Genomic DNA, 15640 nt, shown 5'->3' with positions numbered 1-15640 from the left:
TGTGAAGCAGGCGATCACATTTGTGAAACAAAAAAATGTGCGCTGGGATATTATTGTGCTTTTTGAAAGCATTTGCAGGCCAACCTAATGTAACACAACCCGTTCTTAAACAACAATTTATAACCAAAATCACTTAACATGAAGAAAGTTTTGCTATGCTTAATGTTCTTTAGTCAATGGCTCTTATTGGGAGCGCAGACAAGAAGTATCATCGGAAAAGTATCCGATCAGACGGATGGCCAACCGTTACCTGGCGTATCCATCAAAGTAAAAGGAACGAATACCGGCACTTCCACCGACGAAGAGGGCCGATTCAATTTACAAACCAGTTTAAACAACTTATCGCTTGAAGTTTCATTTTTGGGTTACGAATCGCAAACTGTTACCGTCGCAGCCAATAACAACACCCCTCTTAATATACGTTTGGTTGCGTCAGACAATAAACTGAACGAGGTGGTAGTTACCGCTTTGGGGATTGAACGCAAAGCTAAAAGCTTGACTTACTCTACCCAGACTGTGAAGGGCGATGAACTGACGCGTGTTAAAGATGTAAACCCGATGAATAACTTAACCGGTAGAATTTCGGGACTTCAGATTAACCGCAGCTCGTCCGGGATGGGCGGCTCTGTTAATATTGTCTTAAGAGGTATGAAATCGAACCGCAGTAATCAACCGCTTTATGTAGTAGACGGTTTGCCGATTACCAATACTGCGGGCAGTGGTTCTGAGGGGCCTTTTGGTGGCGGAACAGACAAAGGCGACATCCTCAGCACCCTGAATGCAGATGATATCGCTAGTATCAACGTGTTAAAAGGCGCCTCTGCTTCTGCACTCTATGGCAGTCAGGGAGCCAACGGAGCCATTATGATTACCACTAAAAAAGGAGCGGCCGGGCGTATGCGACTGGATATATCCTCTGGCGTGACAATTGATAAACCTTTTTACTTACCCAAGCTACAATATAAATATGGCCAGTCGACGCCCGATAGTGAAGAAAGTTGGGGTGAAGCAGGCTCCTTTTCAGACCCTGTAAAAGATTTCTTCGATACAGGGACCACCTTTATTAATTCAGTTAGTTTTAGTGGCGGCACGGAAAAGATGCAGAATTATTTCTCTTATGGCAACACCACGAATAAAGGGGTACTTCCAACCAACACATTCGATCAGCATACCGTATCGCTTCGCAATACATCCAACTTCTTCGACAATAAATTGTCCTTCGATGGCAGCTTAATGTACTCCTATCAGAAGATACATAATCGCCCTGCCTCCGGTTTGTATTTCAGTCCCTTAAGTGGCCTATATATGTTTCCTCGCGGGCAGGATTTCGAAAAATATAAAACCTTCGAATACTTTTCGTCGTCAAGAAATCTATATTTACAGGACTGGTGGAATATCAATGCCGATGCTGGTCTTACGGGCACGCACCATCAGCAGAACCCGTTCTGGGTATTGCATCGAAATCCGACTGATCAGAACCGCAACAACATTATCGGCCAGGCGCAACTGCGTTACAATATAACCGATTGGCTGAATGTCACGGCACGAGGGACCCTTAACAAGCGTTGGGATAAGTGGCAACGCCGAACCTATGCCGGTACCCAAGGCGTCATTTCCGGAGAAACCATCGCGGGTGTGCTGAATGATAATGGTCGATATCAACGCGAAGAAGGAGAAAGTACCGCCTTATATGGAGATTTATTAGTCAACGGAAACAAGCAGTTCGACGATTGGAATCTGACATTTACGGCAGGTACGTCCATTAATGATGTACGCGAAAGCGGTTGGATATTGGATCAGCGCCGATTAGCTATTGCCAATGTTTTCCTATTAAGTAATATCTACCGAAATTCGCCCATCACCAGTCTAACAGAAACTGCCAACAAAAGACAGGTTCAGTCGTTATTTGGCTCAGCCAACATCGGTTACAAAGAGAAGGTTTATGTCGATCTCACCGCACGGAACGACTGGTCCTCAACATTGGCTTTCACGCCCAACAAAAGCAAAGGGTATTTTTACTGGTCGGCCGGGTTAACCACCATCCTGTCCGAACTGATGACACTTCCAACTTTTATCAATTATAGTAAATTACGCTTCTCTTACGCACAGGTAGGTAACGATGTAGCCGCCTTTTCAACATTTCCGGTAAATACGTTAGCCACCGGAACACTGACGGCTAATGTTTCTGGCCCGTATAAAGGGCTTCCGCTTAAACCCGAAATTAGCAGAAGTTTTGAACTTGGTTATGAAGGTCGCTTCTTTAACGACCGCGTTAACATAGATTTAGCACTATATAAGACCAATACAAAGAATCAATATTTCTCTTATGACGGCCCCGTCGGCGCGGTATATACTACCGTGTTTCTCAATGCCGGAAATGTCGAAAACAAAGGGATTGAGCTTGCCTTAGGTGTTGACGCGATCAAAACCGAGCGTTTCACATGGAATACGGGCGTGAACTTTACGGCAAACCGCAACAAAATATTAGAGTTGGCGCCCGGCCTTGGCGAACGCTATAGTATTGGTGGCAATTTCAATGTTCTGCGCCTGGGTGGATCTTTCGGTGACTTTTGGGGACGCACATTCTTACGTGATGCGAATGGTACTCTTATCGTGGACGAAAACGGAAGACCTCAAGGCGGGCCCGATGGCTACCTTGGCAATAATAATCCCAAATCTATCATTGGATGGAACAATACGGTAAGCTATGGAGACTTCTCGCTGAGCCTTACCATCGATGGCCGTTTTGGTGGCCAGGTTATCAGCATTACTCAAGGTTATTTAAATTCTTTCGGTGTGAGCCAAGAAAGCGCCGATGCCCGTGATCGGGGCGGTGTAGATGTTCCGGCGGTACAAGCCGATGGCACGCCGTGGCAAGGTCTATTACCAGCACAGGCTTATTATGGTGCAATCGGTAACCGGGATGGAATTATTGAAGGGCAAATTTACGATGCCACCAATATTCGCCTACGCGAGCTTTCTATCAGTTATAAATTGCCGATCAAATGGCGCGCGGTTCAACAAGCTTCGCTCAGTCTTTCCGGAAGGAACCTGTTTTTCTTTAAAAACGATGCTCCCTACGATCCGGAGCTTAACACAACCACCGGTGTCGGAGGCCAGGGTTATGATATTTTTGGCTTACCCACTACCAGAAGTTTCGGTTTAACATTAAAAGCATCTTTCTAATTGACAACATTATGGACACGATCAATAAATTTAAAAAATACAGCATACTTTTCATTGCGTTCATCGGATTAGCCGTCGGTCAGAGTTGTACGGACAAGTTCGAAGAGATCAATACCAGCCCTGTGGGCGTTACAGATGATCAGGCAAACGCCGATTATGCTTTAATAGCATCCTTCCTAGCACAGGCACAACGCGACATTATTCCGGAGGATGTGGGCGAATACCAATTAGCCAATAATTTGTGCAGCGACGCCTATGGCGGTTACTTTGGTGCGCAGGCGCCTTTTGTGGGTAATGCCAATAATCTAACCTATAGCCTAGTGCAAGGTTGGTATCAGGCTATTTGGGTGCAGCGTTATATTAAAGCGATGAATCCGTTATATCGTGTGATCGAATTGACGAAAGAAGATCAAAATTTACAGGATATTTACGCTTTTTCCCTTGTGCTAAAGGTAGCGGCCATGCATCGTACTAGCGATAAGGTCGGCCCGATTATTTATAGTAAGTATAATGTGATCAACGATGATGGCGGAGTCTCTTATGACTCGCAGGAACAAGCCTATACCCTATTTTTTGAGGACTTAAATAAAGCGATTGACATCCTTAAAACGATTCAAAACAAGGAGGATTCTCCGGCCATGCAGAAGGCCGACCTTGCCTATACCTCGAAACGGTATAGCCATTGGCTTAAATTTGCCAATACATTGCGTTTGCGACTGGCTTTACGCATCGCTTATGTCAATCCTACATTAGCTAAAACCGAGGGCGAGAAAGCCCTGGACCCGGTAAATGGCGGTTTATTGGAAAATGTAGTCGATAACTGCTACATCACCTTAAGTGTAGACCATCCCTTAAACATCATCACCAGTAGTTGGAGTGATACCCGACTGGGTGCTCCATTTGAATCTATTTTACGCGGTTACAACGACCCTCGTCTACCCAAACTATTCCTTACCGCAACGGACCCCGCTGTCGCCGGACAATATAAGGGGATCCGTTCCGGTATTAACATTGATGCCAAAAGCCGGTACGACAATTACTCCAAATTGCAACCACAGGCTATGAAGATGCAATTAATGGTAGCTCCCGAAAGCTGGTTTTTGAAAGCCGAAGCGGCATTGAGAGGTTGGAGCAATGCAGGAGATGCGAAAACCAATTATGAGACAGGCATCGACCGGTCTTTTGAGATGTATAATTTAACCGCTCAAGCAAGCGCTTATAAGACTGATGCAACAAGCATGGCTATGCCTTACGTAGACCCGAAGGCTGTTAAGAGCGGAGAAAATGATGTCCCCGCTTCTTCCCCATACTTGAGTAAAATCACAATCAAATGGGATGATGCAGCTGCTAACGCAGTTAAGTTGGAACGCATCATTACCCAGAAGTGGATTGCTATATTTCCGGATGGTGATGAAGCCTGGGCTGAATATCGGCGCACCGGTTATCCTATTCTATTTCCTGTTGTAGTGAATTATAGTGGTGGAACGATACCTACTATTCCCGGCGTTAGACGGATGCCCTATCCGCAACGTGAGTATAACAGTAATAGTGCCGCAGTAGCCGAGGCTGTTGAGATGCTAGGCGGGCAAGATAATGGCGGGACCCGTTTGTGGTGGGACGTTGCTGATAAAACCTTCTAATAATTAAGCTTTAAAAAGGTCTGAATAGTTAAATTATTCAGACCTTTTCTATTGTTTTAAAAAAGTCTGATTTTCGATATTCCTATTATTTAGATTACACAAAATATTCCGATATTTTTTCTTTAACAAAAAAAATTATTATCTTGCAACCTACTGATAAGAAGCCTAAATTTCTTAAACCTGTTCCTAAACGCAGGGCTCAGTTATCGGAAAAATCACAAAGGCTTCTTCTATTTTGCGTTATGGCGCTTTAACCTTTAGGTTTTGCACATGTAATCGCAGACTAGGAAGATAGAGAGGGAAAGATTTATTGTTCTTAAACATATAGGCACCGCTTTAAACGAAGCGCTGTGCCTTCAAAAGATCTTAGGTGATTAGCTTATGGCTTTTCGCTTAAAAGGTTTTGTTCTGTGTTTGTTTGGCACACGCCTGCGGCCCTCTCCCCGAGGGCTGCTTACGGCGTGGCATGGAAAAACAAATACAAATACAAAAAAACCCCGGCACTGCATGCAGTGCCGGGGTTTTCTTTTAGCTTTTTTTACTTAATAAGTAGTAGTATCTTGCTCGGTAACTGTTGTATCCCCATCTTGCGAGCTTTCAGGCGCCTTATCAATCAGCTCCATAAATTGATCCAACTTAGGTGTAATGATGATCTGGGTACGTCTGTTGCGCGTTCTTCCAGCCTCCGTATCATTGCTTGCAATTGGGTTATATTCTCCACGTCCACCAGCAGTAAGTCGCTTAGGATCTACCCCGTAGTCGTTTTGCAAGGCCTGTACCACCGATGAAGCACGCAGCGCACTTAAATCCCAGTTGTTCCGGATGTTCTTCTGCGAAATTGGTACATTATCCGTATTACCTTCAATTAACACTTCATACTCCTTGTAATCCATGATAATCTTAGCAATTTTACCTAATGTTTCGCCGGCAGCCGGAGAAATTTCATAACTACCCGATTTATAGAGCATGTTATCCGAAAGCGAGATATAAACCACACCTTTTAACACTTGAACATCCACATCCTGCATCTCTTCACGGCTCAAGGAGCGCGTCAGATTATTGGTCAACACCATATTAAGCGAGTCGCTTTTAGCCTTGGTATTCACCAAATGCTGGATGTATTTGTTAGAAGCATTAATTTCATCCACTAACTTGGCGATGTTGGCATTGCCCTGGCCGCTGTTGGTTAAACATTTATCCAAAGCCGCCTGTAGCGAGTTTACATTCGACTTGTACTGCGCGATCTGTTCTTCTAGATCCGTTACGCGAGATTTGGCATTCGTCAATTCATGCTGACTATTCAGAAACTTTAAATCCAAGTCCTTATACTTCGTTTGCAACTCGGTATAATCGCTTTGCAAAGCTGTATACTTTTTGTTGCCCACACAAGCACTTGCAAGTAGCGCTATGGCTAGAACTGCAAGGGGCAAACTAAACACTTTCTTGTACATAATTGTTTTCATTTATCAATAAGCAATGTCTTATATGTAAATATCGTGCCAAAAGTAGAAGGCAGTAGGCTATAAGCTATAGGCTTTAGGTTAAATCGTTACATAGAGACGTCCTTGATCCGACCTTGAGCCGTGCTCTATCCGTGTCCTATTCCCCCTATATCCCAGTGATATCCCTATACAGTACGTAAAAAAGCCCAAAACACGGCTTTTTAAGCAATACCTATCGGACTACTATTGGACTCGAATATAGTAAGGATGTGCATCAGTTTATAGACGGCTGCTACAGCTGTTAAAATATGTTAAAGTTGCTAGCCAGGTAGGTTGAGCTTTTTAATTGGCAGAAATAGCAATAAATCCGGCACCGTGTCTGCCAAAATCAACTTTACTTTAAAGATGTTTGGAATTAACTTAATTACAATTAAGACCAACACAATTCCAACTGCTTTTACAGCAAAAGCAAGCGGATTCACTATAATCTCATCTAACTTTATTATAAATATAACGAACATCAACGCTACATCGTCTAACTTTATTACAAAGTTGTATGACTTAGAAACAAAGTCATACGGGTTTGCTTTAATTCCATATAACTTTACTACAATTCCGATCAGAATTGGTACAAAGCCATACGGAAATGAGATGAAGATGACTAACTTCAAGTTAAACCCGAACGTCTTTGTTACAAAGTCAATAGGATCTATGATAAAGACCATCTGTAAAGTTCTTTTAGGACGAAACAGTCCGAGAAAACCTAAAGTCTACAGAGGCACCCAACTTGAAGGATGCATTTGACGGAAGTCGGATTCCTCTGGTAATCGATACCATACTTTAGGCACAACAATCAGCCTGTCAGGATTAGTATTCAACCACGCCGCCCACCAGCTAAAACTACTATTAGAAATAATTGCGTGCTTACAATTACTCATTAATTGCATATCCCGATAGCTCTCCATCCCCTTATTCCAATCTATAAATTTTGCTTCATTATCATTAAGTGGCAGATTTTCCTTGCACCAGGGCATATCATCTGAGAATATATAGAACATAGTGTTTTCCAACCTTTCCTTGATTGTCAAAATTGCCTTTTCAAAATATTGCCGGTCAACAAGCCCCCCTAAATAAGGGTCTTTTAGATAGTCTCCCCTCCTAACATGTATTGCTACACTTTGTGGGCTTTGCTTAAGCTCATTCAGCAACTCAAGGTTTTTCGACGGTTTTAAATCAGGAAAAGTAAAGTCTTTTCTCAATTGGTCGGCAACACGTTCTACATATAAATGATGTTGCCAATAACCCCAGTAAATTTTAGAAGTGGGGTCATCAAACAAGGAAGCGTTATAGGAAAACAGCTTTGCCTCTTCGTAATATTCACCCTTCAAAAACAATAATCTTCGCAATTTACGATATTTCCATTGCCGATTGCGATGGTCAAGCAAATTGACTTCCAATGCAGAGGCACGCTTTAGCCTGATATCAAACACATTTTCTAGTTCAAAACCATTATGCAATTTATATGCTTTAAACTCTCTTATGTCAGCTTTAACAGTAGCAAATTGTTTTTCAAGCGCTTTATAGAAAGCGTACTGAAACATTTGATTTCCTAGCCCTCCTAAAAATCGAACTATTTTCATTGATTAATTTCTCTCTTTTTTCTAAACCAAAAGCAGCCACATCCATAAAACTGCTTAGTTAGCAGTGCATCAGAAGGGTCAATTACTAACCCTCCATCCTCTTCATTTTCTGGAATCAACGCAAATTCAACAAGTTCCATATCCGAAAAAATCGATAAAATTTGTGCCTTGTCATAAATCCGATGTGCATTAAAGCAGATGACATTTTTTGCGCCCAAGGGAACTACAAATAAAAGCGAACCTCCCGGTGCTACCACACGCTTCAATTCGGCTATTGCTTTCAAATCGCCGTCATAATCTAATGGGTCACCATATCGCCCTAAACCGACGTGCTCTATTGTATGCATACACGAAATCGATTTTATACTATTACTCTCAAAAGGCAACCGAACCAAATCCGCTGGCTCTGACTTTAAATTATCCAACACTAGATTGGCAGGCCTATAATCATAGAATTCAACAGGGACAAATGCAGAGAGTATGGAGCAGAAATACAAAGTGGAAGAAATATCAATATGTTTTATCGGATCAATGCCTTTTATAATTCTCGCTGCCCACGCTGGATGGTAGATATAATGCCTATCAAAATTAGTATTAGATGTGTCATCTCCATAGCAGGGATGTAAATTTGACTTATCTAACTCAAATCTCTTAATAGTCATTACCTCCAGTCTGCCAAAAACATCAAAATCTGTACGAAATTTATTTTTATTGGCTTTACCTGAATTCCATTTAATCCTTCCTATTTTCATCATAATTGAATTTATTAATATTTACTCTCCTATCTATAAAAAATAATACGGAGTCTTTCATTTACCTTCTATCTCATGCTTCGCGAGTTGAAAATTAAATTACCTTTGCAAAGTAAATACTAATATCGTTATTTTAGAAGATGAAAGTTGCTTATGTTTTCCATCAAAACAACAAATATACCTATGCTGCCGATACAATTGCTTTAGGTTTTAAACGGGTTTTTTTAGATATTGGTGCTGAATTTCGTTTTTTCAACACAGCGAAACTATCAAAGCTTGGCTTTGAAAAACTTAAATTACGCCTTTATGATCCGGACCTTATCTTTACTTCTATGGAGAATATTCATTTACTCCCTTTAGATTCTTTAAAGCAAAAGAAGTTGGTGCTGTGGGGTCAATTTTATACTCCATGTAATTACGAAGAACAGCTTCACGCTATTACAGCTGAAACTAAATCCTTATTGAATAAATATAAGGACAAACATGATATATTGGTCTGGTCTCAACATGACGATGATATTAATGATCAATTCTTCTCAGAATACGAAAAAGAACTTTGCCTCAAATTTATACAACTTTTGCATGGCGCAGATAAAACATTATTTCTGCCTCCACTTGCTCAACCAACGCATGACTTTATATGGATTGGAAATATATGGCACAGAAAAACGCGTTATAATGCAACAATAGAGCCTCTAAAAAAAGACTATCCGAATTTTTGGGAGTTCACTGAACACGCTCGATTATCACCTGACGAAATTCTTGCCAAGCAACTTTATCGACAAAGTTATTTTGCTCCGAATATCCATACAGATGCTCAAGTTCAATATCGAATTTTAATAAATGAACGTGTCTTTAGTTCTTCAATACAAGGAGCATTTCAAATTTGTGACAATCCGTTAGCAAGAAAATATTTCTCAGAAGAGGAACTTATTATTGCACAACACGTTGAAAACTATCGTGAAATTTTAACATACTTCAAAAACCATCCAAAAGAAAGATTAAACATGATAAATAGAATGACGAAGAAGATATTAAAGGAACATACGTATCATCACCGAGTCTACGAAATCTTTAGGGCTTACGGAATTCACAGCCCATCCTTATTAAGCCATCTAGCTAGTTAAATGGAAAAGCTTTTTTGATCGAGTAAGTAGAAAAGCATAAAGTTTAAACGACGCGATTAAATCTGCGGTTGAAATCACCTTTTAATTAGGCTTTTTAATGTCAATTTTAAGATTCTTCTACTTTGTTTCCATGAAAGCAGTCTCATCTGAAACAAGCTTTTATCTAGGAGATATGGCAAGGCATTTCTCTTTCCCACTTTGTTCATGGCCAGATCGTACCAAAATGCGTATAGTCTCTTTTCAAAACCTACAATCGGAAACTTTGCGTATTGCCTATTCTTCCTCTTCAGCTCCAACAAAAATGCAAAAAATCTTTCGACCGAAAACTTCTCAATTTCCCACGACAAAAACGCGTTAAACATATCGCCAAACTCGCCAATGTCAACTCCAAGCATTCCCAACTGTAGATTCTTCACTTCCTTCAAGCGTGTAACAGCCAAATCATATTTTGTTTTTGAAATATTATTATTGTGAATTCTATAGTATACCAAGGCTTCGTTAAATGTATGGATATCGTACTTATCCGCAATTCTCACAAACAAATCATAGTCCTCTACAGGAGCCATGTCCTTATACCCTCCTAAATCAACCGCTATTTCACGTCTGTACATAACACTGGAATTGATAAATATATTTTTAAAAAACAACAGTGTCTTCAAATCATGTGGCTTAAATTTCTTATGTATTAACCCTTTTTTTAATACACCATTTTCGTCTATTTCAACCGCATTCCCCCCGCATAGGGCTATTGAAGGATTACGCTCCATAAATTCATATTGGAGTTTTAACCGATGAGGCATGGCTATATCATCGCTATCCAAAATTGCAACATATTTGCACCCCGCTTCTTGCAAAGAAAGCATTCTTGCATAAGAAAGTCCTCGGTTTATTTCACTGTCTATAAATCTAATTCGATCATCCGAAAAGGACTTTATGATCTGAGCAGTTTTATCTGTTGACCCATCATTATAAATCAGCAATTCAAAATCTCCAAATGACTGATTTAATATACTTCGGATGGCTTGGTCTATATATTTTTCAGTATTATAAGCCAACATCAGGACGGATATCTCTGGCATATTTTAGTAATTAAGGCTCCTTTCTGTTACTCCTAAGCAAAGCTATGAATATTCAGTGACGTAATTTGATTTATTTTTGACTCGATTCGCGAGAAAGCACAACCAAAGCACTACTTTCATACTCAATTTTTTAACAACTCAGTATAGGATTTCTCAAAGAGCGCTTCAGAAAAATTATTTCTTACCAATTTCATAGCATTAAGCGAAAAATTTCTTAAAAGTTCTGGGTTGTTTGAAATTTCTTCTATAATAGACACGAAACGTGTAACAAGCAAGTCATCGATATCATTTTCTACAAGAAACCCTGTTTCCAGCTTTTCTGAAACATAGTAAGGTATTTCACCAACCGCTGTTGAAATCGGGACAGCGCCATATGCCATGCCTTCTAAGAGAACCATAGGAAACCCTTCAAATATTGAAGTAATCAGTATTAAATGCGCTTTTTTATAATACCGATTTAAAACGTCTTTATTACGTATGGTACCTGCGAAATGAACGAAATCAGCATACATTTGATAATCCTCTTCAAAATTACCGATGATGGTAAAATTAGTTTTAAGTCCTTTTTCCTTACATATTCTGGCAATTTCTAAAACAAGTCTAGGTCTCTTCTCAGAAGAATTTCGGGCTACGAAAATAATTTCGAGCCCTGTCTCTGAACTTTTTTCTAGAACTGACGAGGGTGAATCAACTTTATTCTTTATTATTTGAAAATGACTGGCATAAGAGGGTGAGATATTATGTTCAGAATAAATTTGCCTAAATGCTTGAAGAGCAGCTTCGCCCAATACGATACGTTTATAAAATCGATCAACAGTTTTGAGACTCAGCACTTCGCACCAATTTCTGTCCGGAGTAATTGAGTGGGTTAAATCAACAATTCTTACCTGAGGACTTAAGTACGGTATTAGGTCGTAAAAAAAAACATTGTTACTCCCAAATACAAAGGCATTAGGATTACGGTTAATAATTTTAGATAACACCTTCAACATTGTTTTTCTAAAGGATTTCTTTGTTCCCCACCGCCACAAATAAATCATCAAAGCATTATTTCTAAAATCAGTTTTTATTCCCTTGTCATATTGGACGTCAGTAATTATACATACAGGCTTGAATATTTTGAAAGCCTTCAATATATCAACATGTACTCGTTCGCCTCCGCCGATCTGCCAAGATGGAAAGATAAAATAACAATTCCGTTTATGCCATACTAGCTTAAACAGTATAAAAGGAAATACTATAAGGGAAACGATGGTATGAAAAAGTTTTGATTTCTTCGACATCAACTAAATTGTTAAAATAAAGTATTTAGAATATTGTTAAATCTCACTGCTATCAAAAGCATCATCTAATATTGAATAAAGAACTCCGGTTTCATGGTTCCTTTGAAAATACCTTATAGCTTGATGATTCAGCTCCCGATATAAATCAACATCATTCAAAACTGATGAAATATGTTGAACAAATTGCTCCGCATTATCGGCAATCAAACAGCCATTGTCGGTTTTATTTATTAAACCATCTGCTCCTCGAGGGGAACAGACCACTGGAATGCCATTTGAAAGCGCTTCTAGCACCTTTACTTTTACTCCGGTACCACTTAACATCGGACACACCGATAATCTCGAACGAACATAATAGCCATTTAAATCTTGCACAAATCTATATTTTTGAATTCCTTTAAGATCTGGAACAAAATCAACAATTTTTCCGATTACGCATATGGAAACCGAATCGCTTAATTTCGGAAAAACTTCAGCGAAAAACCAACTCGCAGCCCTTATATTATGGTGATTATCTCCTGCTACATATATTAAATCGAAATTTTTGGCAGATATGGACGTATAATTGCCCGCTAATGTCATAGGGACATACCGTATCCGGCTTTTGCAAAACTGGCTGAACAAATATCTTTCCTCTACAGAAAGCGTCCAGATTTCATCAAATAGATCCAGTCTTCTCATCTCTTCTTTGAACATCTTTCCGATATCCCCTACATCTTGCTCCTGTGCTGTAAGAAAATCATGTGTATCGATGAACAATTTAGCTCCGTTAAACAGCTCTTTATTTTTTGCAAAATCAGCCCAATAGGCATAGCTTATAACGATGTAGTCATATTTATTGTCCTTTAATATCTCCTTTACTCGCTTTTTATTGTATGGATTTACAAAATTCGGAAGTTCTTTATGCTTAAAAATATCCCTATAGAGCCTATGAAACTTATATTTAGCCCAATAGTGAGGAGACAACCAGCTTTTTGGTTTTTTCTCTAATTTGAATACATGCTTAACAGAACTATTTTTTAACAGCTTATCGATCTCGTCGTGGGACAAGGTTCCTGTACTCCAAAAATCAGCACTATACACATAGTCAACCGAAAACTTTTTATACCTAAAATAATTGAGTAGGGTCCAAGCACGAGTAAGATTACCCGCATTACTTTTCATCAAGTTTTGAGGAAAAAAATACAGAACTTTCTTCATTTTCTATAGCTATCTAAGAACTCCCAATATAAGACCTACCATATCAGACAAATCACTAAAACCACGAAAAGTATTAGCTTAACAAGCTTGTACCGATTGAATTGAATAAAATGATTTTTTTTTCGGATACCACTATAATTAAAATGCCTAAACAAACCTGTCCAGAAACCTTGCGACAAGTTTTTGAACAAAACGCCGGAATCGTAATAGATTTTCATCGTTGCCGAGTAGTATATCATGGCTATAGATGGCTTTCTATAGCTACGCCGCAAATAGAAATAACTCGCAATCGCTTCTATTAAAATCACTCCTGGAATTGCAATACCTATTGTGTCCAGATATTCAGGAAAAAACAATCCGCTAACCGCAAGCCCTATTAAAAGAAAAAACAGGCTTTCCGGGGTAGTAGGAAAATCATATCTTGTATATTGGGGATGGAGATGCATTAGAAATGCTGCGCCGTTCCCGTACCGGTAAGACCTTTTGAAGTTTGGTTCTCCATTGTTCCACCACGGATGCCATACTTGTGCCTCGGCCAATGTTTTCAAATTCTTAAAATTATTCCGCGCTCTGAATCGAAGAAAAAAATCAACATCTTCTCCTCCTCCCCCTTTTGGGTAAGCTTCATTAAAACGGATAGGTCCCAATGCCTCCCTTTTTATAGCAATATTAGCCGTTGCTCCCCAAGTATAAGAATCTTTAACAGAGGCTATACTGAAAATATCAGCCGACCCGCTGGCCATGGTTGCTTTGGTAAAAGCGGAATCTGCCGGAGGAAGGCTAACCAAGCCAATAAATCCGATTTCTTCCGGATTTCTATTGATCGCGTCCTGATATATGCATAGCAAGTTTGGTTCTATCTTAATATCGTCGTCAAGAAATAAAATCCAGTCTCCACTCCCGCTATCTATTCCTTTATTTCGGGTTAGGGATGCACCCAGATTTTTTTCGTTTATGATCAAATAAACCTCGTTATTATCTACAGCTTGCAGCAGTTCCTCATTTATCGAAATCGCAGGATTATCTACTATGATGTAAAATCGGACGGTAACACCTTCGGGCCGTATTAATTGGATAATCGGCAAAATATATTCTTTCTGTACTCTAAACGAAGGTACGATAACGTCTATGCTTTTCAACATGTATATTTTTCCAATAGTCGCCTTTAAACCGACAAATTGATTATCAAGCTGACTCTTTAAAAGCTATTTTAAGTTTAAGGTTACAAACCTAGACAAATTCCCCGGCATAGCCAATAAATCACATTGCGTATAAAGGGAATGCAATCGCTCCGGTGCCTCCAGAATGTTATTTTATATCAGAATAGATTACCGATATAGAATTAATTTACTAAGACAACTTATGCCAATTCAAACTGTTGGCCATGAGGGACAGGGTGTACCTCATGATACCCATTTTTGCACTGCTGTATATTCTTCTGTAATGTATTTCTCAACGAAAATCCATGCTTTTCTTCATTAGTACGGGAAGCCAGGCGGTGGGTTAAATGAAATTGTACCGCTTTTAATTTCAGCTTCTTTTTCATTACTCCGCTATTTACCAGCCGTGCAGCTAGCTCTTCATCTTCGTGCCCCCATCCCTGCAGATCGTTATCATAGCCGTTTACCGTAATAAAATCAGCTTTCCAAAAGGCGAGATTAGACCCCCTAACGCTTTTCGAAGAATTTCTCTTCGTTGTAAAAAGCCAAGCCAAAAAAGGAATCCTAAAGGCATTAAACCTGTTCTTAACCCCCTTATTGAAACAAGAAAAATGAATCCGCTCTTCGTCAAAAACAGCAGGCAATAGTTCTTCCTTTATATGTGCACGGGTGCCCCTAACGAAGGTCCGCTTCTCCATCACGCTTAAATGATCCTTTATAAAGTGCTTGTCAAGGATTACATCTCCATCAATCTGAACGATGTAATCGCTTGAAGCAACTTTAATGGCTTTGTTTAAGATGAGTGATTTCCTGAATCCCTCATCTTCATGCCATACATGATGTATAGAAATATTTTTAAGCTTCTTTTTAAAAGAATCGATTAAAATTTTGGTTTCTTTACGAGACCCGTCATCAGCAATAATGATCTCATTTGGCATGTAAGATTGCTTCCGAACGCTCTTTAAACAGAGGTTCAATGCCTGAGGCCAATTGTATGTAGAAATAATTAACGAAACGGATGGGTACATATTTTCTGTCTTACTTAACCAACAGTAAACACTAAACGGACATCAGCCAACTAATGCTACATTAAAAATATTACTGTGTATTAAGTCATTTATCATGCCATTT

At 39.5% G+C, this 15640-nt stretch carries 12 protein-coding genes; 3 read left to right on the top strand and 9 right to left on the bottom strand.

From position 1 onward, the window contains the following. The first annotated feature begins 138 nt into the window (after positions 1–138). Both ACH11B_RS13125 and ACH11B_RS13120 read left to right on the top strand, forming a co-directional pair. Entirely contained in the window at positions 139–3186 is a 3048-nt protein-coding gene (locus ACH11B_RS13125; protein WP_377612299.1) for a SusC/RagA family TonB-linked outer membrane protein, read from the top strand. An 11-nt stretch (positions 3187–3197) separates the two neighbouring features. Beyond that, positions 3198–4826: a SusD/RagB family nutrient-binding outer membrane lipoprotein gene (locus tag ACH11B_RS13120; RefSeq protein WP_377612301.1), complete on the top strand. Its 1629-nt coding sequence runs from the start codon at positions 3198–3200 to the stop codon at positions 4824–4826. A gap of 542 nt (positions 4827–5368) precedes the next feature. Here ACH11B_RS13120 and ACH11B_RS13115 read toward each other — a convergent pair. The 4 genes from ACH11B_RS13115 to ACH11B_RS13100 form a co-directional block, all read right to left on the bottom strand. After that, a complete protein-coding gene (locus ACH11B_RS13115) occupies positions 5369–6277 on the bottom strand; it encodes an OmpA family protein (RefSeq protein WP_013665719.1) in 909 nt (302 codons plus the stop codon). A gap of 311 nt (positions 6278–6588) precedes the next feature. Then, positions 6589–6993: a hypothetical protein gene (locus ACH11B_RS13110; protein ID WP_377612303.1), complete on the bottom strand. Its 405-nt coding sequence runs from the start codon at positions 6991–6993 to the stop codon at positions 6589–6591. 45 nt (positions 6994–7038) lie between these two features. After that, positions 7039–7908 (bottom strand): alpha-1,2-fucosyltransferase, encoded by an 870-nt coding sequence (locus tag ACH11B_RS13105; RefSeq protein WP_377612305.1) that lies wholly within the window; start codon positions 7906–7908, stop codon positions 7039–7041. Then, positions 7905–8663, bottom strand: a complete 759-nt coding sequence (locus tag ACH11B_RS13100) for a DUF268 domain-containing protein (RefSeq protein WP_377612308.1) — start codon at positions 8661–8663, stop codon at positions 7905–7907. The genes ACH11B_RS13105 and ACH11B_RS13100 overlap by 4 nt, the downstream gene beginning before the upstream one ends. Before the next feature lie 137 nt (positions 8664–8800). Between ACH11B_RS13100 and ACH11B_RS13095 the strand changes: the two genes are divergently transcribed. Beyond that, positions 8801–9787, top strand: coding sequence for a glycosyltransferase (locus ACH11B_RS13095; protein ID WP_377612310.1), 987 nt, complete (start codon positions 8801–8803; stop codon positions 9785–9787). A 74-nt stretch (positions 9788–9861) separates the two neighbouring features. Here ACH11B_RS13095 and ACH11B_RS13090 read toward each other — a convergent pair whose 3' ends face one another. The 5 genes from ACH11B_RS13090 to ACH11B_RS13070 form a co-directional block, all read right to left on the bottom strand. Further along, complete coding sequence (locus ACH11B_RS13090) at positions 9862–10866, bottom strand: glycosyltransferase family 2 protein (protein WP_377612312.1); 1005 nt, start codon at positions 10864–10866, stop codon at positions 9862–9864. 122 nt (positions 10867–10988) lie between these two features. Beyond that, complete coding sequence (locus tag ACH11B_RS13085) at positions 10989–12149, bottom strand: glycosyltransferase family 4 protein (protein WP_377612314.1); 1161 nt, start codon at positions 12147–12149, stop codon at positions 10989–10991. 36 nt (positions 12150–12185) lie between these two features. Further along, positions 12186–13349, bottom strand: coding sequence for a glycosyltransferase (locus tag ACH11B_RS13080; RefSeq protein WP_377612316.1), 1164 nt, complete (start codon positions 13347–13349; stop codon positions 12186–12188). Positions 13350–13384: 35 nt separating this feature from the next. Beyond that, a complete protein-coding gene (locus ACH11B_RS13075; protein WP_377612318.1) occupies positions 13385–14491 on the bottom strand; it encodes a glycosyltransferase family 2 protein in 1107 nt (368 codons plus the stop codon). 218 nt (positions 14492–14709) lie between these two features. After that, positions 14710–15537, bottom strand: coding sequence for a glycosyltransferase family 2 protein (locus tag ACH11B_RS13070; RefSeq protein WP_377612320.1), 828 nt, complete (start codon positions 15535–15537; stop codon positions 14710–14712). Positions 15538–15640: the final 103 nt, after the last annotated feature.

The sequence above is a fragment of the Olivibacter sp. EAT-5 genome, assembly GCF_044784325.1.
Lineage (GTDB): Bacteria > Bacteroidota > Bacteroidia > Sphingobacteriales > Sphingobacteriaceae > Olivibacter > Olivibacter oleidegradans.
The sequence above is the reverse complement of the archived record's forward strand: the minus strand, read 5'-3'. Positions and strand labels throughout refer to the sequence as shown.

Excerpts from the sequence above, each read along its gene's own strand:
- ACH11B_RS13125 (WP_377612299.1), top strand. The coding sequence starts at position 139 with ATGAAGAAAGTTTTGCTATGCTTAATGTTCTTTAGTCAATGGCTCTTA.
- ACH11B_RS13120 (WP_377612301.1), top strand. The coding sequence starts at position 3,198 with ATGGACACGATCAATAAATTTAAAAAATACAGCATACTTTTCATTGCG.
- ACH11B_RS13115 (WP_013665719.1), bottom strand. The coding sequence starts at position 6,277 with ATGTACAAGAAAGTGTTTAGTTTGCCCCTTGCAGTTCTAGCCATAGCG.
- ACH11B_RS13110 (WP_377612303.1), bottom strand. The coding sequence starts at position 6,993 with ATGGTCTTTATCATAGATCCTATTGACTTTGTAACAAAGACGTTCGGG.
- ACH11B_RS13105 (WP_377612305.1), bottom strand. The coding sequence starts at position 7,908 with ATGAAAATAGTTCGATTTTTAGGAGGGCTAGGAAATCAAATGTTTCAG.
- ACH11B_RS13100 (WP_377612308.1), bottom strand. The coding sequence starts at position 8,663 with ATGATGAAAATAGGAAGGATTAAATGGAATTCAGGTAAAGCCAATAAA.
- ACH11B_RS13095 (WP_377612310.1), top strand. The coding sequence starts at position 8,801 with ATGAAAGTTGCTTATGTTTTCCATCAAAACAACAAATATACCTATGCT.
- ACH11B_RS13090 (WP_377612312.1), bottom strand. The coding sequence starts at position 10,866 with ATGCCAGAGATATCCGTCCTGATGTTGGCTTATAATACTGAAAAATAT.
- ACH11B_RS13085 (WP_377612314.1), bottom strand. The coding sequence starts at position 12,149 with ATGTCGAAGAAATCAAAACTTTTTCATACCATCGTTTCCCTTATAGTA.
- ACH11B_RS13080 (WP_377612316.1), bottom strand. The coding sequence starts at position 13,349 with ATGAAGAAAGTTCTGTATTTTTTTCCTCAAAACTTGATGAAAAGTAAT.
- ACH11B_RS13075 (WP_377612318.1), bottom strand. The coding sequence starts at position 14,491 with ATGTTGAAAAGCATAGACGTTATCGTACCTTCGTTTAGAGTACAGAAA.
- ACH11B_RS13070 (WP_377612320.1), bottom strand. The coding sequence starts at position 15,537 with ATGTACCCATCCGTTTCGTTAATTATTTCTACATACAATTGGCCTCAG.